Below are 25,494 nucleotides of genomic sequence, written 5' to 3'. Positions count from 1 at the left end.
TAAACAGACAAAAAAATGAATATTACAGTATTTGACGATCTGGAAAAACTGTACAAAAAGGCTGCAGATGCATTTGTTGACCTTTCAAAAAAATCTATTCAGAAAAAAGACCGTTTTGTTGTGGCGTTAAGTGGAGGTTCTTCACCTAAAGCCATTTTCAAATTACTGGCAACACCGGAATATAAAGAACAGATAGAATGGAATAAAGTCTACTTTTTTTGGGTAGATGAAAGATGGGTTCCTTTAAACGATGATAAAAGCAACTTCCGGATGACGGATGAGGCACTTCTTAATCAGGTTCCGGTAGATCAAAATCATATCTTTCCTATGTATGCTGAAGGAATAACTCCTGAAGACTATGCCAAGGCTTATGAGCAGCAGATCAGAACTGTTCTTGGTGATGAAGGTATTTTTGATTTTATCCTGCTGGGAATGGGTGATGACGGTCATACTGCTTCATTATTTCCGGGAGAAGAAGTTTTAAATGAAAAAGAAAAATGGGTGTCTGCCTATTATCTTAAGCCTCAGGAAATGTTCAGAATCACGTTGACTGCTCCTATTATTAATAACGCGGATCATATTCTGGCTATTGCATTTGGTGAATCCAAAAAACATGCGCTGAATGAAGTTTTGAATGGCGAATATAATCCTTCATTATATCCAATGCAGCTTATTGAGAAGAAGGATGGTTTTCAGTTTTTTACAGACGAAAAAGCAAAAAGTTAATATAACTTCTACCTTAAAAAATAAGAGACTGTCCACGGACAGTCTCTCTTCATATCAACTATTCTAATACCGGCTTCCCGGTAAATACAATTTTCTCTACATTAAAACGAAAATAACGTACGCTAAATGAAAACAGCATCATTAGAGAACTCATGACGCTGCAGCATTTAGTGTTTTTACCTTAGTTGCTTTTGTTCGAAATTTTTAATTTTTCCAACTCCAATGGTGCTTCTATGTAAAATGGTTATTAGTTTTAAACAAATATACAAAATAAGACACTTCATAGTGTCTAAAAATTAAAAAAAATGAAAAATATTTTGATCAGCAATTCGAAACCTTAAGAAAACCCTTACGAATACGGCATTATAAGAAAATAATAAAATTGTAAAAAATAGATGGAAGTATATAAAGACGACAAGATGATAAGCGACCGCTAAAAATTTCATCATTACTAAAAGCAACACCATTACATAAATAATGATGCTGCTGAAGTAATGTTTTACCTCAGTATTGAATAGTAAAATACGTATACTGAGGGAACTAACGGTGCAATCTGATCTCTCTCAACCTCACAACTCTGATTGTCTGTTACAAAAATGGTTATTAGTTTATGCAAATATATAAATTTAGACACTAAAAAGTGTCTAAAATGAAAAAAAATTCATAAACTTGTACGATTGAAAGTTTATCATGGAAAGAAAGTCTGTAGCAGGAAGTATACGGAACAAGGAACGCAGTAAAAAAAAGTTTTTGGATGCAGTGGGAAAGATACTGAGAACGAAAGGGTACACTGCCTTGAAAGTGAATAATATTGCTGCTACAGCAGGGGTGGATAAGAAAATGATTTATTCTTATTTTGAAGGTATAGACGGCTTGATTGATGAGTACATCCGGTCACAGGATTACTGGAGCAAAGTAAACATTAAAGAGATTGAAAAAATAAAGCCCAAATTGGATGATGGAGGAAAGTCTTTCATGGAAGAAATGCTTTTATCTCAATTTGACCATGTTTATTCCAGTAAAGAAGCGCAAAAATTCCTTCTATGGTGTTTATCGGAACCCCGCAAATCTTTAAAAAAACTTACAGAAACTCAAGAAGAAAACAGAGAGCATATTTTTAAACTTTTGATGGATTCACATTTTAAAGATAATGCTGAAGATGTACGCTCTATTGTGGCCATTATGGTTTCAGGACTTTATTACCTGAATATGTTTTCCTCTCTTAATGGAAGTATTTTCTGTGGGATAGATGTCAACACGCCTAAGGGAAGGGATCAGATCAAAAAAGCCATTACTTTCATGTTGCATCATACCTACGAAAATCTCTAGAATTCTTCAATTTGAAAATTAAACTTCCTTTAAAAAAACAAAACCATTAGAAATCTAATGGTCTGTCTATAAGTTGTGTTTCTACCTTAGTTGTTTCGTGTTTGAAATTGTCTTAAAGTATGGGAACTCAATAATACAATTTGATTGTCTTATTTTTCAACCTAATAGTGTTTTAAAATATATAGTTGGTTTTAGTTTGTACAAATATATAAAATAAGACACTGTGTAGTGTGTAAAATGATGAAAATTTTCTTAATTTTATTTAATGTTTTGAAATTCAGTATTTTATTTTTTGTTGTAAGAGTAAAAATTTCTTTTAATTAATCTTTTTCAATAGGTTTAACCTGTAATTACAACAGAATTTCTATTTTATAGAAAGTATATGCTTCCTAAAAAGAATAAATGGTAAGAAATATCTATAAAAAAGTATTTTATTTAATATCATTCCATTTTTTTGAGATGAAAAAACAGCATCACTATAGAAAAATGATGCTGTTGGTTGTGTTTTTACCTCAGTCGTTGATGTTCGAAATATTTTAAACTGAGGGAACTAACGATACAATCTGAATAGTTTTTAATTTTTCAACTTCAATAGTGTTTTGTATATAGAATGGTTTTAGTTTTTGCAAATATATACAAATAGATTAAATTAGACACTTGTTGGTGTCTAAAATGATAAAAAAAATCCTTAAACTTGTATATTGAATGTTTAGTCATGGAAAGAAAGTCAGCATCAGGTAGTATTAGGAATAAGGAACGCAGCAAGAAAAAGTTTTTGGATGCCGTAGGAAAAATACTGAAAACGAAGGGATATGCAGGATTGAAGATTAATGATATCGCTGCAACTGCCGGGGTAGATAAGAAAATGATCTATACCTATTTTGGCGGGATGGATGGCCTCATGGACGAATATGTTCGTACACAGGACTTCTGGGTAAAAGTAACCAGCGAGGAAGTGGAAAAGATGAAACCGAATCTTGAAGATGGAGGCAGAGAATTTATAGAGCATATGCTTCTTTCACAGTTTGATTACGTATACGCCAATAAAGAAGCTCAAAAACTATTGTTGTGGACTATTTCTGAGCCCCGAAAATCATTAAAAAAACTGATTGATACTCAGGAAGAAAATGGAGAATATATCTTCAAATTATTAATGGAATCACGTTTCAAAGATAAAATGGATACCTACCGTTCTATTATGGCCATCATGGTTTCAGGACTGTACTACCTTAATATGTTTGCATCTCTGAATGGCAGCCTTTTCTGTGGTATAGATACCAATACACCTGAAGGACGGGAAAAAATCAAAAAGGCAATATCTTTCATGGTAGAACAGACCCATGATAATCTATAAATCTATTGTAAATAACATAAAAAAAGGGGCAAATTATTGTCCCTTTTTTTATGATACTGTAATCTATCCTTTATGATAAGGGCATCCTGAGGCTGTATCAGAATTTCCGTTGGTATTATAAAACTGTTCTTCAATAACCTTTCTCTGATCCTCAGGAATGTCCTGTATCTTACGAAGGGTATTAACCTGAATGTGAGGCCAGCTTGTAGTACCTCCGTCGTTCCCGAAATCAAATTCAAAGAATACAATTTGTTCATATTGAAGCTGAAGAATTTCTTTTCCATCTTCAATTACTGTTTCAATCCACATGTCCATATCTACTTCAACAGTCGGGACGAAACGGTTGACAAAAGGAACATTTAAAACTCCTCCCTGTGCTCCGGTTTTCATTTTGGAAGACATTCTTACATGAACATAATTGCTGACGTGTTGACCTCTTAGCGTATCTCTTAATCTCAAATCAGGGCGCACAGAGTAAGGATATAAATCATCAGCCAGTATCCTCTGGGTATAAATTTTGTTTGAACCCTCATCATTCTTATCGTCTAGAGTTTGATGAACCCACTCAGGCGCTGGTTGATCAAGATCAATGATTTCCTGGGGAGTTACTCCTGCATTACCCATTGTACGTGAAATTGAAAGATGATTGGTTTCCCAGGCCTCTTTACCGTAAGGGAATTGGGGAGAACCTTCAATTAAATAATACGTTTTTTTATCTTTATTTTGAGGGATGATATCTCCAAGCAAAGTAATAGTGCTGCCATGAGGAATTACTCCGCTTCGGGAGATAGAGTAGTCCGGGATAAAATAAGGACCGTCAAGCCCAGCTCCCGGCTTTATTTCCTGTGCCGGAATAATCTCATAATAAGGTTGTCCCGGTTGCAACTGGCTTTGAAGAATATATTGTGGATTGGCTTCTCCGTCTGGTGTTATCCTTAACAAAGGCTCATCTCTGTATTCGCCGGTATATCCATATTTAGCATCCTCTGTTGAAATGGCATGAATACCACGGTCTCTTTCAATAGATTCTTTCGTTGCTGCATGATTATAGACATCACTCAGCCATAGGTACATTCCATTTTCTTCGTGGATAGGTGTATATTTCAGGGCCTCTGGTCCTGGGACAGCATTAACACTTTTAATGCTTTGTTCATATTTAACTGCTCCGCAGAAAAGTTCACTGGCACCGCCGCGGTTGCGTACTCCTCCGGGAACGATGGAAAATGTCAGTTTCTCAATATATTCTTCACAGGTAAAAGCAAATTTTCCAGGTATCGTTCCTGGATTGGTTCCGGGGGAAGGCATAATGGTAGTATGTACTCCGCTTGCTAATGATGGTTTTGGAACATCTTTATTGTAATTGACATTATAGCTTACCCAGGTACCCTCCAGTGCAGCCAGAATTCCATAATCTACATTGTTTTCAATGGCCTGCAGCTTGTCTTCTCTGAATGGTCTTACCGGATCATCAATAAGAAGTTTAGAATATCCATCCATTACTTCAGCCAGATTAACTTCCTTCTGACCCGGCATTTTGCGGAATAACTGTTCTCCTCCCGCTTCCGGACTTTCTTTTTTTCTTTTAAGCATGATATATCGTTTTTATGGTTATAGGTTGATGTATTCAAATGTTGGCCCGGCGTTAGTCTGCGCATCCAACGGTTGTTTCATCAGATTAACAGCCTGCTCTTTCAGGGCATACATATACATAATAGATTTTTCCAGTTCTCTCTGATTTCCTTCCACAGCACTTTGAATGGCATCTAATAAACGTCTGTAGGTTTTATTAAACTCAACAGCCTGTGCATGTAATTCTTTATTTTTTACATAGTCTTCCAACTTCGGATTAGGTTTCATAGGATAGGCTTCATTCCAGTCTACAGGAAGGTCTTTTCCTGTGGGTGGAGTTGTTACAGGCATCATTCCGTTTTCATCCATGAAAGGCTCATAGTTTCCTCCCAGATAGAAATGCTCATGGAAAACTTCTTTGAATCTGAAATAATGTGCCAGTTCTACTCCTTCTTCAAACTGGGAGGGGTCAACATCAAAAATAGAATCATCAGCACCTTCACCTTGCCCTTTGATTTCCTGGAAAACAGCAATTACTCCGTCCAAAGACTCTACAGAATGTAATTTTCCTCCACTTCCGTAATATTGTTCCGGACGGATCTGTTTTGCCGGATTTCCGGTGAAAATTCCTCCGGTATTTAATTCCTCAAAATTTGTCGGAAGTTTTCCATGATCTTTGAAATAAGCAATGATTTGGAAAATAACTATATAGAAGAATAAGACATCATAATATTCACCAATGGTGTGTACATTTTCCATGATGAAACCCTTCATGTTTTCAAGCGTCCAGAAGTTGTTTTCCTGTACGGCAGTTCTTTGAGAATATAATGCAGAAGTATCCGCTTCGTGATCATATTTCGGAGCTTTTACCAAAGGTTGGCTTGGACTTTCAATCGCAATAAATGTGGCAATGCTGTTGCTTGAGAATGTTTCCAGTCCTACATAGAAATCAACGTTCATCGGTAATTTCATCGGATAAGTAGGATAGTTTTCCTGTTTGTTGACAGAAGGCTGGATGTCAATTGCATTCAGAACATTACAAACCATAATCAGGTGAAGCATCTCTTCTACAGCAACACTTCTGATAATTTGTGAAGCCAGAGCATTAGTCCCATCCTTGATCGAATACAAAGCCGTAAGGTAAGGAGGAATTGTAGAGTGTTCGATAAGAATGGCCGTTTGCAATAGGTCTTGTAAAACCGGTTTATAATCAATTTCTGTTATCCCTCTTTTTAATTCTGAAACTCCAGAACCCAACTCAGATTCCAGATAAGCATTGAAATCTTTGATCTGATCATTAAGCAAAAGATTCGTTAAGGTTTTACTGTGATGTTTTAACCCTTCTATCCAATCTTCTTTGCTAAGTGTTGAATCAAATAATAGAGAAGGTAATGAAACGGCTTCAGTAACAACGGCGCTTCTCGCTGCCATTCTTCCTTCGGTTAATAACGTTTCCTGGGGTTGTGCTGTTTTATTGATAAGTCTTTGTCTCATGGTGTTATTTTTTAAGTTGAATTTCAAGATCAGCCAGAATAGATTCTACTGAACGGATCGTGAATGCTGATAAGGTTAAAGTAGGGTTTGAAGTTCCCAGAGTCGTCATATTTCCTGCTCCTACGATGTATAAGTTCGGGTGATCCCAGGCTTTGCAATAGCTGTTGGTTACAGAATCTTCCGCTTTAGAACCCATTCTGTGAGTTCCTACGATGTGGCCGGCTCCATTATAAGAATATCTTTCTCCATTGTACACCACAGAATTCTTGTCTTCTGCAGTATATTTTGTGAAATCCTTAATGTTTAATTTGTTAAACATTTGATCGGAAGCTTTTTTTGCCTGCTCCATCGCTTTCATTTCATACTCTGTCAGTTCATAATGAATAACAGGACGGGGAATTCCCATTACATCCAGATATTGATCGTTAATGGTAACTCTGTTATTGGGATTGGGTAACTGTTCTATTTCAAAATGGAATAAAACCTGTTTTGAAAGTCTGTCGGTAAGCTCTTTTCTTAATTCTGCCCCAAAAAGATTCTTTTCGATAAAGTAGGCTACATCTGAGCCTGGAGAAAATGCCGGCCATCCCCATCCCCAATTATCAAGCGGAGAAATCCATGCTGAGAATTCACCTCTGAAGCCTCCGTCACGGAAAGACGAAATGTTTGTGGTAGAACCAGGGCCTCTGTAAGGATAAACCGGTTCAGGGAAAAGTCCCCAGGTAAGCATTACCATGTGATCCATTAGGTTTCTTCCCACCTGATCACTGCTGTTGGCCGCCGTTTTAACAACATTGTTAACCGTATATTTGGAGTTCAGTAGAATTTTTGGATTTTCAAAAGCATTAGCAGCCAGAATCACGATGGCATCTGAAGTATCAATGGATTCTTCAACAAAATCTGTTTTCTCTTTTGAAGTGTATCTTCTTAAATGAACCTTGGAGATTTTATCTTTATCATTTTGGTCTATGCTTAACCTGTAAACCACACTCTGCGCCTGGATCTGCATGTATGGATTACGCTTAAGATTTTCGTTGTCATTAAGTTTATATAAAGCTTTTTTCAATGTTTTTAAAGCATTATACTTCGCCTGAACAGGGCAGATCGGAACACAGGAAGCATTCCCTTCACAACGTTCTCCCATATAAGGATTCCAAACAGAACCAAGCGCTTTGTATTCTTCTTTTTCAGAGCTGTCTAAAACCAGTTGATATCCGGAATCTTTTGACTCAGCTTTGATGATCTTTGTTTTCCCGTATTTTGGATTCGGAATAGAATTTCTTCCCTGTGGAGAAGGCACCATCATTAAAGGAATCTCTCCGGAACTCAGCTTTACACTTGTCCCTTTAAGTCCCTCAATAATCTTATGATCCATATAACTCTGAGGAATTTCTTCCATCGGAAATACATAGTCTCCATAATATTCTTGCGTCTTCTCTGTAATTGGATACTCCTGTCTTGAAACATCCCCGGAAACCCCGATTTCAAACTCAGCCATCTCATAATAAGGCCTTAATTCTTCATAACTTATCGGCCAGTCGACAGGGGTTTTCTCATCAGAATCTGGTTTTGGAATCTTGATACCATATTTTTCGGTAAGTTTAAAATCGTTGGGAAGCATTCTGGGTGTAGTTCCCAGCCAGTGAAGGGTTGTTCCTCCACCTACTCTTATCGCATCACTAGCAAAGGGCATTGGTCCAAATTGTACAAGATATCCTTTTTTATCTGGATAAGGCTGAACAATGTGTTCCATATCCAGAACGTTGGGAGAAGGAGCCTGCTTTAAGTTAGGATAAGGAGAGTTGGGAACTTTGGCTTCTTCTCTGTAAAAAGTACGGATATATTCATTATAAGTGGTCATTGAGGATACGGAATCCAGTTCAATACCTGCTTCCAGTCCTGCCTCATACATTAGGATTGATATTTCCCTGATGTTATCGGATTTTCCGGCATCTGCACGATGGATCATTTTTCCTTTGGTTATGTCAAATACATGATCGGACAATAGCTTTGCGATCAATGATCCTGCGATCCCTGTTCCTACAATGATCACATCTTTTTTGTTGGTAGTCTGGCTCATGAGTTGCTGTTTACAGGTTTAATATTCCATGATTTATATCCCGGCTGCTTGGCTCCCGGAGGATGGGAGTGCATCAGATTCCATACAAGCCCTTCCTTATAAGAGAGATCATTGATATAGGCTCCTTCCCAGGTTCCCAGATACCACATAGTGATTACTTGTCCGGCAATGTCATTCATTCCCGGGTTGCTGATAATTTCAGATTGAATGGCCTTTTTTAATTCCTCTTCACCGGAAGAACTTTCAAGGATATTTTTAGAAACGGTAAGGAATTCTACGAATGTTGCTGCTTCCAGGCTTTTTAAAACATAAGTGTAATACGTTTCTGCAAGCCCTGTTGATTGTAGTTCGTTTACCGTAAATCCGGCAAGTGCTTCCGAGATAGACATAAACACGTCGAAATAATAATCGTCGACGTTGAGAATTTTGTTAATAATATTCATTTCGTGAAAAATTTGGGGTTAGATATCTTCATCTCCTTTTAAATGGAGGTTATCATGCCGATCGATCTACAGTTGCAGGATTCTTCAGGTAGCACCTCTTTTTCAGAAATGATTGAATGTATTTCAAGCGATCCATAGTTATCAATTTTGTTTATTCGAAATTAATCAGAACTCAGCAGATGAGATTCAGTATTTCTACGTAATTTGTGCTTATTTAAATTTACTTTTTTGTAAAAAATCCTTTCTATTAAGCTGTTTCAAGAGGTTTTGTTTTCACATAGTTTAGAATTATTTTAAATAATGTGGTATTGAATAGAGAATTAGATTTCACTGTTGGTAAAGTCAATATTCTAAAAAACAATAATAAATTGATGATCAGAATGTAACGAAAGTGAAACGGCAAATGTCTAATCTGTATAATTGAACTTTTTACCCAATTATCACTGGCCATGAAAAAAATTACCGTAACTTTATTATGCTTTGCTTCCTCTGTTTTGCCCGCACAAGGATTTAATACCAAAAAAGAAGAAGCTATTCTTTTCAAAAATTTGAATGAACAAACAGTTCATCAGTCTATTCAAAAGGAAACAGATAAGATATTCAATAAGTTGGTGAATATCAGACGGGATTTTCATGAAAACCCGGAGTTGGCAGGGAAGGAGAATCAAACTCAGGAAAAAATTAAAAAATATCTCCTGGATCTTGGAATGGAAGTTCAAACAGATACGTACGGACATAGTGTTGTAGGAACTCTGAAAGGAGATAAAAAAGGTAGAAAAATTGCCTGGAGATCCGATATGGATGCCCTTCCGAATGATTATCCCGATCCTGAAACTTTCAAATCAACAATAAAAGGAATTCAGCATGGTTGTGGTCATGATATCCATATGGCGATTGGATTAGGAATTGCTGAGGTTCTTGCAAAAAATAAGCAATCATTAAAAGGAACCGTCTATTTTATATTCCAGCCCGAAGAGGAAACTTTCAAAGGAGCAAAAGAAATGCTTCATAATGGATTACTTTCCAGAATAAATCCTGATGAAATCTACGGGTTGCATGTGACTGCTACACCAGTCGGGCAAATTATGGTGAAGGCCAATGAAATGTTTGCTTATCAGAAAAAAATAAGAATTCAGCTAAAAAACGGATTATCAGAAGACGAGCTCAACGGCCTGGGAAAAAAGATCAGCAATTCATTATTCCGGACTTCCAACGGAGGCAAACCCTGGGAATTACAATCTATCGTAGATCCTAAAACAGGACTGACAAATCCTGATACCATTTTTAAAGATTATCTGTTCACAGACGGAAAATTCAATAGTTATTCCAAAAATAACGAGTCTTTTCTTGAAACTTACCTGTATGAGACGAATTCCTTTAATTTGGACAAAATAATTCCTACCGTTCAAAAAATTATTCAAGACAGCGGATATAAAGATCATCTTCTTTCCGTTTCATTTGTCCAGGGAAATCCAACTGTTGTTAATGATGAAAAACTGACCCGTTCATCAACAGAAATACTTCGGAATCTGTATGGCAAAAATGCAGTTGCTCCGGATTATGGTCAGGTTCCGTTTTTTAATGATGATTTTTCTTATTTTCAAGAAAAAATCCCAGGAGTATATTTCTTCCTGGGTGGTTCCAATTTTGAAAAAGGCGTGATCGCCATGAATCATTCTCCCAATTTTCAGGTGGATGAAGAAAGTATCAGAACGGGAGTTAAAAGTTTTGCATCCTTAATCGTTGAGCGTCTTAACAGAAACTAATTTTTCACTGCAATGGCATCAATCTCAAACAACATTCCGGGTAAAGCCAGTTGACTTACAGGAATAAGAGTACTGGTTGGCAGCCATGAAGACGTCCATGTCTTTTTAGCTTCCTCTGCCCATATCTCAAGTTTTTCCTGATTGTGGTCCACAATAAGCAAGGTGATTTTAATAACATTTTCAAATTTCATTGAATGGCTCTGTAAAACGATCTGTAAATTTTTTAAAGCATCCTGAACCTGAGTTTTGAAGTCGGCTGCCAATACATGATTTTCACCTACACCGCCGCTCTGTCCGGATATAAAACACATTCTGGAAGGAGATTCCACAGAAATACTGTGAGAAAAACCATAAGGACCGGGATTAAATAGCCCGGTAGGATTAATCAGTTTCGGTTGTTTATTATTTTCCATAATCTTTCATTTAATAAAGTAAAAGTGAGAGAAAAAAATCGGAAAAGTCTTTACATATGTTGAGAAAAATATTCTTTTAATTCTGTAAATATCGCTTGCATTGATCATGAGATTCCAATACAAAAAATGCTGTTCCTCTGAACAGCATTTTTAATTTTTACTCTACAACAATACTTTCAATTCCTTTCTGCAGAGCGGTATCCTGAATAACCGGAACAGAAAGCCCTTCTGCACGGACAACAGAAATGTCCGTCATTCCCATAAACCCAAGAGTTTTTTCTAAGTAAGGAACTACAAAATCATAGGCCTGTCTTTCCCCCTCAGAATACACTCCTCCACTCGAAAAAGCAAGATATACTTTCTTATTTTTTACAAGACCTTCAGGACCATTTTCACTATAGCTGAATGTTTTTCCTGCTCTGGCGATATGATCGAGCCATGATTTCAATGTTGAAGTAATACTGAAGTTGTATAGAGGAGCTTCAATAATGATAATATCAGCCTCAAGCAATTCATCAATGACGGTATCCGAAAGTTTTACTGTTTCCAACTGCTCAGAAGTACGGTTTTCAGCTGGAGTGAAAAATGCATTGATATGCGTTTCTTCTAAATGAGGAAAAAGAGGATTGGCCAAATCACGTTTCTTTAAAACACGGTCAGGATATTTGTCCGTAATTTTTTCTACAACAGCATTTCCCAGCTTTTTACTGATGGATGACTCGCTTCTTGGGCTTGAAGTAATATGAAGTACTCGTTTCATTTTTTTATTTTTTTTAAAATTGATGTTTCAAAATTATCTATATTTACTAATAAAAAGATAGTAGTTACCAAAAGGTTAGTGATAACATTTAGGTTAGTAATCAGTGAAAACAGAAACAATGGAAGAAGAAAAAATAGTGTATTCAAAGCCGCAATGCAGTAATCATCTGTCTGCTACAGAGGATGCTTTGTATGTTCTGGGAGGTAGATGGACCATCCGGGTGATGATTGCTATTCTGGGTGGACATACACGCTTCAATGAACTCCAAAGAACCATCAGTGGCATTTCAGCAAGAGTATTATCCAGTGAATTAAAAAAACTGGAGGTTAATCATTTGGTTGAAAGAACCGTTATCACAGACCAGAAGCCGGTGTTGGTAGAATATGTTCCCACGGAATACAGCGAGTCATTGAAAGATGTGATTGCAGCACTGGCAGATTGGGGCGCAAAACATAAAAAGAAAATTACAGCCTGATAAGTGGGTAGAAGAGTGGTGTTGAAATTAGAAATACTGTGTTTTTGTGGTATTTGATAAGTTGTAGCATTGCTTGCACTTTAAGTATTTTTGCTCAAATTAGTAACAAGATGGTCATAAGCGAAGATTTATTATTTTCTCACGAAGCCACTCTGGAAAATTATGAAGCAGGAGATGCTGTTTTTCAGGAAGGTACTGCAGCGAAATATTATTTCCAGATCAGACAAGGCACCGTGAAACTGAATACGTTTTTGGAAGACGGAAAAGAATTTGTTCATGGGTTCCCCTTTGACGGGCATTGCATTGGTGAAAGCTATTTATTTACTGATCATCATTATGCCATTAATGCCATTGCTGTGACCCATTGTGAAATTATTAAAATTTCCAAAACCAAAGTTCTCGAAATACTGCTGGAAAAGCCCGAATTAATACTTGAGATTAATAAATATATGGCTGACAGAATGCATTTCAGGTTTATGATTTCAAGTTTTCTGGCCATTTCAGATCCTATCGTAAAGCTGATGAAGCTGTTTGATCATATTAAAAAATATTTCGGATTTCAAGAACCTTATTCATTTCTGGTTCCCTATACCAGACAGCAAATCGCAACCTTAACCGGTCTTCGGGTGGAGACGGTGATCCGGTATGTCAAGAAAATGGAAGAGCAGAAAATGGTTAAAATTGAAAGTACTAAAATTTATTATTAACTTTCCGTTATTCACTTTCCGTTAGCTTATTATTTTAAAATTAAAACAGGCTGATGGGTATTCTGGTAAATTCCCTCGGAAATACTTCTGCTTGCCAGATAGTACAAAAAGCTGTGTTTACCGGGCAGTGCTATAATAAGGTCTGCTTTATCGGATGCTGCAAAGTTCAGGATACCCCTGATAATATTTTCATCATGAGAATAATGAATGCTGCTTGGAATCTCTGTTAAATGTTCGCGGATATAATCTTCCAGTTCCTTTTTCTGGCTTTCGTCCTCTTTTTCGCGGCTATTGATATTTAAAAATGAAAGACGAACATCTTGTTTGTGAATAACAGATTTGTGATTAAACAGTCTTTCCAATCTTTTAATACCCTTGATATCACAAGGAATAAATATATTCTTAACAGGAGTATAATGATAGCTGTGCGGTACAATTAGTGTTTTTACAGGGCTTGTTCTGGCAATACTAATAATATGCTCCGAAACAAAACTCTCAGTGGTAGAAGTCTGATCATCACTTCCCAGAATAATCAGTTCTACAGACGGCTCATTTTTTAAAAGCTCATTAATACTTCTGGTTAATGTCCAGTCACTCAATACCTTGGAAACCTTTATTTCTGCTGATTTTTCAGCGACAATTTTCATCAGCTGAGCGAATAGCAATTCTGTCCTTTGCAAGAGATTATTCACACTTTCTTCATTCACAAATGAATGCCCTTCTGCGATATGCAGATAATCAAATTCAGATTCTCCTGCGGTTTTGAGCAGGATAATATTTTGATATTCGTAGGCTTTTGCCCAATCTGCTGCAATTCTTACTGCATTTTCCGTAGTTGATGTAAAATCAAGAGGTACAAGGATTGTTCTCATATTGTATGATGTTTTGGTCCTGATTCTTCCAGGTTTGCGGTCATTTTTTTTACCAAAAGCAGAGCTTTGATGATTTCTTCTTCCTGAATGTCATCAGCTGCCTTTTTATAAAGATCCAATGCCCAGGGATAAACAGTTTCTACAATCTGTTTACCTTTTGGAGTTAAAAAGATCTGTTTATTTCTGCGGTCATTTCTATCAGCTATCCGTTCAACAAGATTTCGTTTGACAAGACTGTTGATAAGATAAGTAATACTTGACTTGTCTTTGCTTACTTTGTTTCCTATTTCCTGCTGGTTGATACCACAATTTCGTGATAGCAAGCCGAGGATTTCAATCAGTTCAAAAGACAAATCCGAATCATATTCATTAATAATGGTCTGAATTTTCTGTCGAAGACGGCTTTTCATTTCACTCATGGCAAGGCCAAGTTCCAAAGCAAGTTCTGATATGTTATTCTGTTTTACGGACATCCTTTTATAATGATATAGGAGGCTAAAGCGCCTTTCCAAAGGGTTTTTAGCATGACTTATTATAACAAATATACGAAAAATTAGTTTTAATTGAAACTAATTAATTATGAAATATTACATTGTAAACAAAGGAAACGTGAATCTACAGGAACAGGTTTTGCACTCTTAAATGTAGTAAAAGGTGTTAATTTAAAAATCTTACTCCGTCAACAGGATTAAGACTTCATGAAAGTAATCTTGAGAATGATTTCCTAAAACAACATGAAAAAATTACCTTGCTATATGCTGCTAAAGACGATGAGCATTGTCATGCGATTATTTTGAAAAAATACCTTGAAAGTATACAACAGATATAAAAAAAACAGAGACTAGTTCTCTGCTTTTTCTTTTTTAACGGCCTTGTGCATAATAAGAATGATCCCCAAGAGGAAACATGCAATAATCAGATAACGCCATGAAAGCCCTTTTTGATCCGTTACAGTTCCGCTTACCGAGATGATAAAACTTGTTACAGAAGTGATCACATACACCAATCCGCCCATCAATCCACCGGCAGTACCTGCATTTTTCGGAAAGTAAAGCATACTTGTCGTAAAAAAGGAGGTAAATAAAATTCCGGAACATATATGAATAAAAAAGGCAAATGGAATCATAATAAAAAGGCTTTCTGCAAAATAGCTGGTAGTGATCAACCCTGCAATCAGAATCAGCTGAAGAAGGATAGGTTGCAATATTCTTGGTTTAAAATCAAGAGTCAGCCTGCGTTTTCCTATAAAACCTCCAATCATCCACGAAAATCCTAAGATTAACGTACAGTATCCAATGACTACCGGTGTAAAATGAAAAGTGTTTTCAATAATAAATGGTCCGGTAATATTAAATAACATTACGATAGAGTAGCTGAGCCCCAAAATGAAAATACCCAGCATGAAAATTCTGTTCTTAAGCATCATTTTGTAAAGACTTATATTCTCTGAAAGATCCAGCTTCTTTTTTTGGGGAAGGCTCTCTCCGCTAAAAAACCACTCAAAAAGAAACAAAAATCCGGCATAAGCTGCCAGAAAATAGAAATTAGCATGCCAGTTAAAGATTTTCTCAAGATATCCACCAAGGAAAGGCGCCAGAATAGGACCACAAGACCAGACAATAGTAAAATAACTCAAATAATGTTTTACCCTTTCCGCATCGTAAATATCCACAAAAATAGCACGCGTTGCCACAACAAGTACTGAAACCGCAGCTCCCTGAAGAATACGAAGCAGACAGATCAGTAAAATACTGTTTGTCATCGTAATTAAAATACTGGTCAGAATCAACAGGAATAATGCTATTAATTTGGGACGGTAACGACCAATGCTATCAAGAATTCCTCCTACAAACAATTGGGAAATTCCGTAGCTCAACAGATATGAAGTCAGGGTAATTTGAATATCTTTTTCCGAAACCATCATTTCTTTGGCCATAGAAGGGAACGATGGTAAATAAATATCAGTGACAAACCCTGAAAGCGGGATAGACACGAAAGCCATAATGGTAATTAATCTGATTCTTTGCTCAGATGCTTCTCTCAACATATTCATTCATTTTTTACATTGCAAAAATAAGTCAAGAAATACAAAACCGGATTTTAAAAGACAAAGTAAAAATTACAAAAATCAAATATTAAGATAAATTCTTAAACTTTAAGGGTGAAGTGCGGGCATACTTTTTAAAAAAATTATTAAAATGAGCAGGCTGGTCAAACCCTAAAGTATAGCCTATCTGGGCAATATCCCAATTGGTATACTTCAGCAGGTTTTTAGATTCTTCAAACATCTTTTCTTTAATAATCTGTGTTGTAGTAAGGTTCGTTACAGATTTCACCGAGGAATTCAGATGATTGACATGCACATTCAGATGCTCGGCAAAATCAGAAGGTGTTTTTAATGCCAGTGGATAAGCAGGAGAGTCCAAAGGAAACTGTTTGTTGAGCAACTCATCGAATAACTTGTATAAACGAACATTTGCAGGAAGTTCATGGGGATTGATGTCTTCCACGCGGTTTTCCAGCGCCAAATGCATTACAGAGGCTAGATTGCTTTTAATGCTGCTGCAACGGAAAGGATAGGGAGAATTGTTCATTCTGTAAATCTGATCAAAATAAAGAGTAGCCAGCTGAGCTTGTTCTTCTGTCAGGAAAATAACAGGCTTGCTCCATTCCTTGAACATTGATGTTTTTTTAAACAGGTTAAATTCTGAATTTCCATTAAAAAACTCCTGGTTGAACAAACAAAAATATCCTTCCTGTACATCGCTTTCACACTCCCATGAATACGGAATACTGGGAGAAGGGAAAAATAAAGCAGGACCATCTATATACAGTTGATGCGCACCATAATGAATAGTGCCTTTTCCAATGATAAAGCTTATTTTATAATAATCACGACGGTTGTAAGGACTTTTGAAACTACAGTATCTCCGCATAGAGATATTGAAGTGGGATTTTCCGGTTTCAAAATCCTCAGAATCAAATATTTTAATCTGATCTTTACGGATGCGTCTGTAATAATCTTCTATCGTTTCCAGCTGATCACTCATAGGTAAAAATTATAAAAATCAAAGATAAGTAAACTATTGTTTGCTTAAAATAATTTTAAATGAGATAATAGAAATAGTAATTATAGCTTTGCTCAATAGTATCAATACTAAGGTAACAAACTATTTATTATAAACTATCTGTGCAAATCTGTGGGCGAAAATAATTAAATCAACTTTTATTAATTTCCATTTCTAAAATATGAGAAGGAAGTTGAAAAGGTCCGGCCTTTGAACTGCTTGCTGCCACAAATCCGGATTCTTTTAAAAATGCTGCAAGCGGATCATGATCAAGCATATTGATCCAGATGATATCTGTGAAACTCACTGCGGATCTGCATTTCTTCCAAAGAGACTGTCTTGTTTCCGGAGAATCAAACTCTGATAGAATTACAAAGCTGATTTCTGTAGCTCTTTTCCCTTCAGGGACTCCTGGGTGTAAAGAACCACTTTTTATAATGCTGTATCCGATTGGCTTCTGGTCAGCATAGGTCATAATCAGTTGATTGGAAAGATTGTTCAGGTCATTGATCATTTTTCTCGGATCAATTTCGTGCTGAATATATTTTTTGATGTCTTCCTCACTTACAAACTCTTTGTACAATGTATAAACGGAAGAATCGATAATGGTTATAAGATCAGAAATTCCCTCTTCAGAACCCACTGTAAATTTTGAAATGATATCCATAGAATTTTTTTTATTCAAAATTATAAGATTAATCTATTCAAAAAGGATACAGTTCACTAAAATATCATCGGTACAGAAAGGTATTTTAGTAAATTTGTTCAGTACAGTTGTTGTGTTATGATGAAATCTTATAAGTACGAAATTTTTACGGCTGAAATAGAGAAGCAGATCTACAGTGGAATTTTACAGGAAAATGACAGACTTCCCTCCGTTCGTGATATCAAAGAAAAATACAAACTGAGTACAAGCTCTGTGCAAAGTGGATTTGAATACCTTATGATTAAAGGATTGATCAGAAGCCATCCACGGTCTGGCTATTTTGTCACAGGAATTCAGGAGGAGAATATTCCGGAAATAAAGACTCAACTTCCGGCAGTGGTGAGGGATGAAGTATTTATGAAAAATATGATACTTACTTCCAAAAGAACTTCAGAATTCAGCTCTTTTAACACGGCAGTGCCCGGAGATCTTCTGATTCCGCAAAAGCTTATTCTCAGAACAATGCAGGAAGTCATTCGGGAGAAAGGAGCATCATTGCTCAGGTATTATCCTTCAAACGGATTGGAGCCATTAAGGAAATATATTGCAAAACAAATGGGAACTTATGGCTGTATATTAAATCCAGACGAAATAATTATCACTGATGGCGCTCTGCAGGCCCTTACAATTGCTTTGAAATCGGTTACAAAAGCACGCGATGTAGTGGCTGTTGAGAGTCCATGTGTGTTTTCTGTATTGGAAGTCCTTGCTCATCTCGAACTGAAAGTCATTGAGATTCCTGTGCATTATAAAACAGGCTTTGATGTTGAATATTTTCAAAAAATCTGTAAGGAAAATAAAATCAGCGCTCTTGTCACTACTCCCAATTTTCACAATCCCACAGGTGTTATAATGAATGATGAAACTAAAAAAGAAATTCTGAGTATAGCAGAAATTCATCAGTTCTGTATTATTGAGAATGATATGTATTCCGATCTTTATTTTGAAGAACAAAGACCGCAAAGTATAAAAAGCTTTGATAAAAAGGGAATTGTGATGACGTATTCATCCTTTTCAAAGACGTTAGCTCCAGGAATTCGTTTAGGCTGGTTGCATGCCGGAAGTTTTTATGCAAAATCCGAAAGAGTAAGATTTGCTTTAGGGCGTTCGGTTTCTCCCATTTATCAGGAACTGGTTCTAAAGCTGCTACAGGGAAACAGTTATGAAAGACACCTTCGGGTATTCCGGAAAAAACTCAATAAGCAGGCTGTTCAGGTATTGGATATTTTAAGAAAGTCCTTTCCTGAAGGTTCTTATTTTCACAGACCGAGAGGTGGTTACAGTATTTGGGGAAAGCTTCCTGAGAATACGGATATGAAAAGATTCTATCAGTATTGTGAAGAGCATCAGATTTTGTTTACTCCCGGAAATACCTTTTCGTTCACTGACAGATACCATGATCATTTCAGGATTGTTTTTGCCGAAAGAATTACTTCTGAAAGCATTGTTTTATTAAAAAATGCAGGTAGGAGAGCGAAAGAACTGCAGTCTTAAACCATTAAAAATAATTAACTATGATAAGGAAATCAAATGGCTTAGTCAATAAGCTTTTTTAAGAAAATCTTATTTATTGTTTTTTTGATTCTTATTGATTTTGAGTGGTTTATTTAAAATTTTACGTTGGCTGTATATAATACCCAACTATATGGCTGATTTTCTACAATAATTTGATTTTATTTTAAAAATTAAATTGAATTTAGGAAAGACTCAGAAAAAATGATTAAATCCATTATTTTTTTTCGACACAATTAGGCTGGAATCACCATAAAACCTATATTTGCAGCCTAAATTTTTAAATAAATGAAAGAACTAATTGAAAAAATCAACGCAGAATTTGAAGCGTTCACAACTGAGGCAAACCAACAAGCGGAAAAAGGAAACAAGGCAGCTGGTACAAGAGCTCGTAAAGCAGCTTTGGAACTTAGCAAATTGTTCAAAGAATTCAGAAAAGTTTCTGTAGAAGAAGCAAAGAAATAATTCACCTTTAGCCGGCTTTTGAAGCCGGTTTTTTTATTTCCGAATACAATAACTGTTTTAGCGTGAAATATGTTAAAAATTCCCAGTTTTAGAATGTGTTTTGCTGAATTTAAATAGTTAGTGTTAAATAGTATTAAAGTGTATTAAATTTCTATTCTTCTATACGCTTCCAGGTTTATATTTGTGGTATTAATTAAAACTAATATAACAAATAACCATGAAGCCTTTTTATCTTCTATTCATTTTCTTTTTCGGTTTTTTTTCTGCACAGAAATTAAGAGTAGTTGATTCCGAAAATGGAAATCCTATTCCCAATGCAAGAATTATCCTTCAGGATCAAATCATTTATACCAATGAAGATGGTTTTGCTCCAGTAAATCCAGATGCTGTTAATTTTGAAGTTTCTGCTTCGGGTTTTCAAAAAGAGAAAATACAAGCCTTTAACGCTCAGGTAAAACTTAAACCTATCTATAAAAATATCGATGAGATCAAAATCATCAATGTAGACATTAAGAAAATATTTGAAGACATCAATAAAAATTACCATAAAAAATATTATGATGATCCTTCTCTTTATGACGTTGTATACAAGGAAAAAGGTTTTGATAACAATAAACTCTACTTTCTGGTCATTGCAGAAGCGAAGTTCTGGAGTAAAAATAACCAATATAATTTTAAAGATGGTTTTCGTAAAAACTATGATGAAATCCTCCAGATGCAGCTGAATAACGTTAAATATCTGAAGAAAGTAAATACTGATAGTGTTTTCACGGGAAAAACCAATGAGTTTTCTCATGAATACCTAGGAAACCTTTTCCTGAATTATGAACTTTACAGAACACTCCAGCATTTAAGAATGAAGGACTGTAAATATAACGGAAGGTTGATTTTTGAGGAAGGTGATGAACAGTTGATTACCTTTAAAATAGAGTCGGGAAGGGGAATTCAGATGAACGGGGAATTTAAATATAATAAAGCAGACAAAGTGATTACTTATTTTGAAACGCATTATTTTCAGACAGATTTTCCTACCATGAAGAAAATGACCACAGATGGAAGAGAATTTCAGTACAAACTTGGGGATGCCACGCTGATTTTTGATTTTTATAAGAAAGACGGTGTCTATGTACCTGCATTGACGAAGTTGGAAGGAGATGGTTTTACCGTTTTTTATAAAGATGAGACCCATGTAAGGAAATTCAGTCGTGAAATTATCTTTACTACTTTTACCAAAACTGATAAGAAAGGACTTAATCCGAAGGTTGATTTTAATATCAGTATCTGGAGTAATGTTCCTGTAAAAGAAGAAAAAGCTGGAACAACAATCCTTTCCAAGGAGGAACAGGCGTTTCTCAATGAAAAATAAAGTGTCATCTCTAAAGGCCATAAGACTGTCATATTGATGGTCTTTTTTATTAATTATAGCTTCTTTCGGAATTTTATTATTTCTTTTGAACGAAAACATTGATTATATAATTAAAAAACCTCTTTTTTAGGCTTAATCCTTCACTATCTCCCTAATTTCTTTTATCTTTAAACCAATCAATAAATAGTATGAGGATAAATAGATTTTTTGCAGTGCCTGCGGTAATGCTGGCCGCTCAGTTTTCATGGGCTCAGGTAAAGGTTGACTCAAAAGAAAGGCTTAGCCCTATCGTAAAAAGTTTTGTAGATGAAGTAAATAATAATTCCCAGCTGGAAAATCTGGCCTCTGAACTGCTGGATGGGATCGGACCTCGCCTTGTAGGAACTCCCGAAATGCTGGCCGCAAATGAATGGAGTGCCAATAAACTTCGTTCCTGGGGAGTAGATGCCAATCTTCAACAATTCGGAACCTGGAAAGGATGGCAAAGAGGGACGACTCATGTTGATATGACATATCCGCGCATAAAATCCCTTTCCGCAACGCAGCTGGCATGGAGTCCGGCTACTAAAAAAGCAATTGAGGCGGAAGTGATTATCCTTCCAAAAGTATCTTCTAAAGCTGAATTTGATCAATGGCTTCCTTCTGTGAAAGGGAAAATTGTATTGATGGCACAATATCAGAAAATAGGACGCTCTGATGAGCAGATTAAAGAATTTGCCACTCCTGAATTGTATGAAAAACTTAAAGCTGAAAAAGAACAGGCTACCAAAGATTTTACCGCTTTTATAAAGAACATAGGTTATGATAATAACACGCTGCCGGAGGCATTGGAAAAAGCAGGGGCGGCAGGTATTGTTATTTCAAACTGGACCGGTATTATGGGAGCTAACAGGATCTTTGGAGCGAAAACAACCAGAATTCCAATGATTGATATCGACGTGGAAGACTATGGAATGCTTTATAGAATGGCGGAAAAAGGGACTCAGCCTAAAATCAAAATTGATGCTCAGTCAAAAGTGCTTCCTGAAGCCAAAAGCTTTAATACAATCGGAATGATCAAAGGAAAGGAAAAGCCTGATGAATATGTGATTCTTTCAGCTCACCTTGACTCATGGGACGGAGCTCAGGGAGCTACAGATAATGGAACCGGCACAATCACCATGCTGGAAACCATGAGAATTCTAAAAAAATATTATCCGAATAATAAAAGAACTATTGTCATCGGACTTTGGGGAAGTGAGGAACAGGGATTAAACGGTTCGAGAGGCTTTGTAATGGATAATCCGCAGATTATTAAAGGGGTACAGGCTGCTTTTAATCAGGATAATGGAACAGGGCGCGTTGTCAATATCAGCGGGCAGGGATTTGTAAAGGCCTATGATTACGTAGGAAGATGGCTTGATGGCGTTCCAAAAGCAGTAAGAAGTCATATTAAAACTGACTTTCCGGGTATGCCTGGCGGAGGAGGTTCTGATCATGCTTCGTTCGTGGCAGCAGGAGTACCAGGAATTTCTTTAGGTTCTCTGAACTGGGGCTATTTTGGATATACCTGGCATACAACGAAAGATACTTATGACAAGATCGTTTTTGATGAGGTCAAAAATAATGTGATTTTAACTGCGGCATTAGCTTATATGGCATCCGAAGACCCTGAATTCAGCAACCGAGAAAAAAGAGTAATGCCTCAGGATGAAAAAGGAGAGACTGTAAAATGGCCGGAAGTAAAAGAGCCTAGAAGAAGCTCTAAAGATTATAAATAGTTTTCTTTATTTGAAAACACGAAAAGAATAGATGTGATATTCTGATATACTATTCTTTTTTGACCGTTATTAGCTAAAACATTTATTTTATAGTTAAATAATATCTGTTGTTAGCCAATAACGGTTTTTTTATTATGAATTTTCTAAGAAATAGAATGTTTCTCATAACCTAAACCTAATAGTGATAAGATTTTGTTATCTTTAATATGAGATATACTTTAAACGGGCTATAAGAAGTATATTGTTTTAATCAGAAATGGATTTCATAATAAATGTATAGAGGATGCGAATTGATTAAATATTAAATAAATTTTTCCATTTTGCAACGGTATTGCGACTCAGCTTAAAATGTAGAGCCAATTGCGTATTATTAAGATAATTCTTTTTTTGATATTCAAGAATTTTATAGATGGTTTCCTTATTGTAAGAGCGGTGTGACTGATTAGCCTTAATGTTTTGGCTATAGTTAAATATGATGCTGTTAATTTCTATTACATCAAACGCTGACAGATTCTTCTTCGATAAAATTTTTGCGCATTCCTGCTTTTTTTCCGGATATTTCATGTCAACAAGATCACTGTAAATTCTTTTGTAATCAGGCGTCATTGAGGGCGATTGTTTGTGATGATTCATGATGTAGATTTATCAATTTATAGTCCTTTTTTTAGTAAGCTGTTTTTTGAATACAAATAAATACTAGAGTTCATAAATTAATTAAAGAGGGTGTCTCAACCAATCATAAGAATGCCTTCAATATTTGAAAATAATAAAGTAAACTGCTTTTCAGCTTTACAATAGCTTTATTCTTTAATGCTGCTTACGACTCTAGTATTTGGTCTTAATATTAACTCAACAATAAAAAGTGTATAACATTTGTGTTTTAATGTAAATGTATATTTCTATTCTAAATATTGCAAAATTTTATATACATCATTTATACATCTTTTTTTAAATGGCAAAAACAGACCAAAATCTATCACCAGTATAAGCTAATTAATTCCTAAAATAATTCAAAGGTATTTACTTGAAATCATGCATGTTTCATTGTGCTGTATCTGTGATGTATGTGTTATTTAATACATCGCAATGCTTATTTTATACTTTTACGACGAAACAAAAAGCAGTATAGTATGGAAAAAAAGAATGTATTAACCTTGTTAGTATTGTATTCTCCTGATACGTATTCCCAAATCGGGATTAATACTACTGATGCTAGAATTACTCTGGATATAGCAGGAGCTCCTACACAACCAGCTATACTGGTTAATCCCTTTTCCAATGCAAGAGTAAAACTCGGAGTTAATTCCAATGGCTCCACCACGTAGACAGCAAAATCCAAATTTGTTGATCAGAATAATGTTATCTAAAGTTTTGATATGTGAGTAGTACGGGCTTTTACATATAACAAATAAACAATGAAAAATATCATCATAATTTTAATAAGTACACTACTAATCTCTTCGTGTACTGTAAATAATACGCAAAAAAATATTTCTTATAAATCAGCAAGGAAGTATTTTGCTAAAAATACCTATGATAATAAAGATTTTACTGAAAAAATAATGAGTTCACAGGAGGAGTTCGAACGACTTTTTAGAGCTGCAGCAACAATGGGTACCGATGGGAAACCAACGCCTATTGATTTTTCAAAAGAAAATGTACTTGCTCTCATTTACCCTAAAACCAATTTGGAAGTGAAAATTATTCCTGTAAGTCTTCAGGAAAATAAGCAGAATACAGTGTATTCTTATAAAGTGCTTGAAGGTGCTCCAAATGGTTTTATCACTATTCCCAACACAATTATTATCATTCAAGAACCAAATTCAAAAAAATAATTTTTCATAAAATAAAAGAATGATAACGGGAAATATTTCCGTATCAATTCAATCTAGTATTGACAGAACAGTATTTGAATATACAATATGATCAGAGCGAGTATAAAAAGAATATTTCAATTTTTAATGATGGTATTTACCTGTCTGTCTATTTTCACTGTCTTATATTCGCAAAATTATACTCCAGGGCAAATAGACAATGCATTAATAATTAAATCAGAGAATCTTAGAATAAGAGGTCAGAAAAAAGAATTAATTTCTTTAAATGAAAAATATATTACTATTTCCAAAAATCAGAATTATCTAAAAGGGGAGATTTTAGGTTATATCAATATTGCTAATATTTATGGAACTATAGGTGATTACAAAAATTCTTTTTATTATTTACAGAAAGCTGAAAAGAAAATTAAAAAGATTAATAGTGCTTATTTATCTGCAAAGCTTTACCAGGAGTATGGACAGGTGAATTATGTTATTGGTTTATACGTAAAAGCTTTGAAATACAATGCGCAGTCTATTTATTATGGTAAGATGATTTCTAATCATAGCGAAAAGGAAATATTATCAGGAATTTATGCAAATAGGGCAGATTTTCTGCATAATGTTCACCAGGATGACTCCTCACTTATTTATTTGCACAAAGCATTAAAAATAAAATCAAGCCCGGTAATTAATTCATTCATAATCGGCGAAACCAAAAGTAAAAAAAATTGTGGCTATGCATCCCAATATATAACTGAAATTTCTCTCAGTTTTAAATAACATTTAAAGACTATTTAAAGGGCGTAAAAAAC

At 35.4% G+C, this 25,494-nt stretch carries 25 protein-coding genes and 1 pseudogene; 14 read left to right on the top strand and 12 right to left on the bottom strand.

Annotation, left to right across the window (positions count from 1 at the left end):
- Nucleotides 1-15: 15 nt before the first annotated feature.
- The 3 genes from pgl (at nucleotide 16) to DEU39_RS07800 (ending at nucleotide 3,409) form a co-directional block, all read left to right on the top strand.
- Nucleotides 16-726, top strand: a complete 711-nt coding sequence (pgl, locus tag DEU39_RS07810) for a 6-phosphogluconolactonase (protein ID WP_120231526.1) — start codon at nucleotides 16-18, stop codon at nucleotides 724-726.
- A gap of 690 nt (nucleotides 727-1,416) precedes the next feature.
- Entirely contained in the window at nucleotides 1,417-2,055 is a 639-nt protein-coding gene (locus tag DEU39_RS07805; RefSeq protein WP_120231525.1) for a TetR/AcrR family transcriptional regulator, read from the top strand.
- 715 nt (nucleotides 2,056-2,770) lie between these two features.
- Complete coding sequence (locus DEU39_RS07800; protein WP_062675193.1) at nucleotides 2,771-3,409, top strand: TetR/AcrR family transcriptional regulator; 639 nt, start codon at nucleotides 2,771-2,773, stop codon at nucleotides 3,407-3,409.
- Nucleotides 3,410-3,472: 63 nt separating this feature from the next.
- Here DEU39_RS07800 and DEU39_RS07795 read toward each other — a convergent pair whose 3' ends face one another.
- The 4 genes from DEU39_RS07795 to DEU39_RS07780 are packed head-to-tail and all read right to left on the bottom strand — an operon-like array spanning nucleotide 3,473 to nucleotide 8,995.
- Complete coding sequence (locus DEU39_RS07795) at nucleotides 3,473-4,999, bottom strand: peroxidase, FMP-type (protein ID WP_120231524.1); 1,527 nt, start codon at nucleotides 4,997-4,999, stop codon at nucleotides 3,473-3,475.
- An 18-nt stretch (nucleotides 5,000-5,017) separates the two neighbouring features.
- Nucleotides 5,018-6,472 carry a ferritin-like domain-containing protein gene (locus tag DEU39_RS07790; RefSeq protein WP_147367567.1) on the bottom strand — a complete coding sequence of 485 codons (1,455 nt, stop codon included), beginning with the start codon at nucleotides 6,470-6,472 and terminating at the stop codon, nucleotides 5,018-5,020.
- A gap of 4 nt (nucleotides 6,473-6,476) precedes the next feature.
- A complete protein-coding gene (locus DEU39_RS07785) occupies nucleotides 6,477-8,552 on the bottom strand; it encodes a GMC oxidoreductase (RefSeq protein ID WP_120231522.1) in 2,076 nt (691 codons plus the stop codon).
- Nucleotides 8,549-8,995, bottom strand: coding sequence for a hypothetical protein (locus DEU39_RS07780; protein ID WP_120231521.1), 447 nt, complete (start codon nucleotides 8,993-8,995; stop codon nucleotides 8,549-8,551). Before DEU39_RS07780 ends, DEU39_RS07785 begins: the two co-directional genes overlap by 4 nt.
- A 449-nt stretch (nucleotides 8,996-9,444) precedes the next feature.
- On the opposite strand from DEU39_RS07780, the gene DEU39_RS07775 reads away from it, so the two are divergent.
- A complete protein-coding gene (locus DEU39_RS07775; RefSeq protein WP_120231520.1) occupies nucleotides 9,445-10,761 on the top strand; it encodes a M20 family metallopeptidase in 1,317 nt (438 codons plus the stop codon).
- Here DEU39_RS07775 and DEU39_RS07770 read toward each other — a convergent pair.
- Nucleotides 10,758-11,174, bottom strand: a complete 417-nt coding sequence (locus tag DEU39_RS07770; RefSeq protein WP_120231519.1) for a RidA family protein — start codon at nucleotides 11,172-11,174, stop codon at nucleotides 10,758-10,760. The genes DEU39_RS07775 and DEU39_RS07770 overlap by 4 nt on opposite strands.
- A gap of 157 nt (nucleotides 11,175-11,331) precedes the next feature.
- Nucleotides 11,332-11,934, bottom strand: a complete 603-nt coding sequence (locus tag DEU39_RS07765; protein ID WP_120231518.1) for an FMN-dependent NADH-azoreductase — start codon at nucleotides 11,932-11,934, stop codon at nucleotides 11,332-11,334.
- A 118-nt stretch (nucleotides 11,935-12,052) separates the two neighbouring features.
- On the opposite strand from DEU39_RS07765, the gene DEU39_RS07760 reads away from it, so the two are divergent.
- On the top strand, nucleotides 12,053-12,409 hold the full coding sequence (locus DEU39_RS07760; RefSeq protein WP_120231517.1) for a winged helix-turn-helix transcriptional regulator: 357 nt from the start codon (nucleotides 12,053-12,055) through the stop codon (nucleotides 12,407-12,409).
- Between the two features lie 110 nt (nucleotides 12,410-12,519).
- A complete protein-coding gene (locus DEU39_RS07755) occupies nucleotides 12,520-13,116 on the top strand; it encodes a Crp/Fnr family transcriptional regulator (RefSeq protein ID WP_120232217.1) in 597 nt (198 codons plus the stop codon).
- 29 nt (nucleotides 13,117-13,145) lie between these two features.
- Here DEU39_RS07755 and DEU39_RS07750 read toward each other — a convergent pair whose 3' ends face one another.
- A complete protein-coding gene (locus tag DEU39_RS07750; RefSeq protein ID WP_120231516.1) occupies nucleotides 13,146-13,988 on the bottom strand; it encodes a universal stress protein in 843 nt (280 codons plus the stop codon).
- Complete coding sequence (locus DEU39_RS07745; RefSeq protein WP_062675183.1) at nucleotides 13,985-14,461, bottom strand: MarR family winged helix-turn-helix transcriptional regulator; 477 nt, start codon at nucleotides 14,459-14,461, stop codon at nucleotides 13,985-13,987. The genes DEU39_RS07750 and DEU39_RS07745 overlap by 4 nt, the downstream gene beginning before the upstream one ends.
- Nucleotides 14,462-14,727: 266 nt before the next feature.
- On the opposite strand from DEU39_RS07745, the pseudogene DEU39_RS24675 reads away from it, so the two are divergent.
- Nucleotides 14,728-14,817 (top strand): annotated as a pseudogene (locus DEU39_RS24675) (DUF488 family protein); the annotation flags it as partial.
- 12 nt (nucleotides 14,818-14,829) lie between these two features.
- On the opposite strand, the gene DEU39_RS07735 reads toward DEU39_RS24675, so the two are convergent.
- From DEU39_RS07735 to DEU39_RS07725, 3 genes are all read right to left on the bottom strand, one after another.
- Nucleotides 14,830-16,035, bottom strand: a complete 1,206-nt coding sequence (locus tag DEU39_RS07735; protein WP_120231515.1) for an MFS transporter — start codon at nucleotides 16,033-16,035, stop codon at nucleotides 14,830-14,832.
- A gap of 88 nt (nucleotides 16,036-16,123) precedes the next feature.
- Nucleotides 16,124-17,038, bottom strand: a complete 915-nt coding sequence (locus tag DEU39_RS07730; RefSeq protein WP_062675181.1) for a helix-turn-helix domain-containing protein — start codon at nucleotides 17,036-17,038, stop codon at nucleotides 16,124-16,126.
- A 169-nt stretch (nucleotides 17,039-17,207) separates the two neighbouring features.
- Nucleotides 17,208-17,723, bottom strand: a complete 516-nt coding sequence (locus tag DEU39_RS07725; RefSeq protein ID WP_120231514.1) for a hypothetical protein — start codon at nucleotides 17,721-17,723, stop codon at nucleotides 17,208-17,210.
- Between the two features lie 117 nt (nucleotides 17,724-17,840).
- On the opposite strand from DEU39_RS07725, the gene DEU39_RS07720 reads away from it, so the two are divergent.
- The 4 genes from DEU39_RS07720 (at nucleotide 17,841) to DEU39_RS07705 (ending at nucleotide 22,865) form a co-directional block, all read left to right on the top strand.
- On the top strand, nucleotides 17,841-19,256 hold the full coding sequence (locus DEU39_RS07720; protein ID WP_120231513.1) for a PLP-dependent aminotransferase family protein: 1,416 nt from the start codon (nucleotides 17,841-17,843) through the stop codon (nucleotides 19,254-19,256).
- Nucleotides 19,257-19,562: 306 nt separating this feature from the next.
- On the top strand, nucleotides 19,563-19,739 hold the full coding sequence (locus DEU39_RS07715; RefSeq protein WP_002978882.1) for a histone H1: 177 nt from the start codon (nucleotides 19,563-19,565) through the stop codon (nucleotides 19,737-19,739).
- Nucleotides 19,740-19,956: 217 nt separating this feature from the next.
- Nucleotides 19,957-21,105 carry a carboxypeptidase-like regulatory domain-containing protein gene (locus tag DEU39_RS07710; protein WP_120231512.1) on the top strand — a complete coding sequence of 383 codons (1,149 nt, stop codon included), beginning with the start codon at nucleotides 19,957-19,959 and terminating at the stop codon, nucleotides 21,103-21,105.
- Nucleotides 21,106-21,293: 188 nt separating this feature from the next.
- Nucleotides 21,294-22,865 (top strand): M28 family peptidase, encoded by a 1,572-nt coding sequence (locus tag DEU39_RS07705; RefSeq protein WP_120231511.1) that lies wholly within the window; start codon nucleotides 21,294-21,296, stop codon nucleotides 22,863-22,865.
- A 294-nt stretch (nucleotides 22,866-23,159) separates the two neighbouring features.
- Here DEU39_RS07705 and DEU39_RS07700 read toward each other — a convergent pair whose 3' ends face one another.
- A complete protein-coding gene (locus DEU39_RS07700) occupies nucleotides 23,160-23,498 on the bottom strand; it encodes a hypothetical protein (protein ID WP_062675177.1) in 339 nt (112 codons plus the stop codon).
- 497 nt (nucleotides 23,499-23,995) lie between these two features.
- Between DEU39_RS07700 and DEU39_RS07695 the strand changes: the two genes are divergently transcribed.
- The 3 genes from DEU39_RS07695 to DEU39_RS07685 all read left to right on the top strand — a co-directional run bounded on the left by DEU39_RS07695 (nucleotide 23,996) and on the right by DEU39_RS07685 (nucleotide 25,462).
- The gene (locus DEU39_RS07695; RefSeq protein ID WP_120231510.1) at nucleotides 23,996-24,190 is read left to right on the top strand and encodes a hypothetical protein; all 195 of its coding nucleotides are present in this window, start codon (nucleotides 23,996-23,998) and stop codon (nucleotides 24,188-24,190) included.
- 90 nt (nucleotides 24,191-24,280) lie between these two features.
- On the top strand, nucleotides 24,281-24,700 hold the full coding sequence (locus DEU39_RS07690) for a hypothetical protein (RefSeq protein ID WP_120231509.1): 420 nt from the start codon (nucleotides 24,281-24,283) through the stop codon (nucleotides 24,698-24,700).
- A gap of 87 nt (nucleotides 24,701-24,787) precedes the next feature.
- Entirely contained in the window at nucleotides 24,788-25,462 is a 675-nt protein-coding gene (locus DEU39_RS07685) for a hypothetical protein (protein ID WP_120231508.1), read from the top strand.
- The last annotated feature ends 32 nt before the right edge of the window (nucleotides 25,463-25,494 follow it).

Origin of the sequence: Chryseobacterium sp. AG363 (assembly GCF_003610675.1) — a bacterium.
In the GTDB taxonomy this organism is placed as follows: Bacteria; Bacteroidota; Bacteroidia; order Flavobacteriales; family Weeksellaceae; genus Chryseobacterium; species Chryseobacterium cucumeris.
This window is presented reverse-complemented; position numbering and strand designations above follow the sequence as displayed.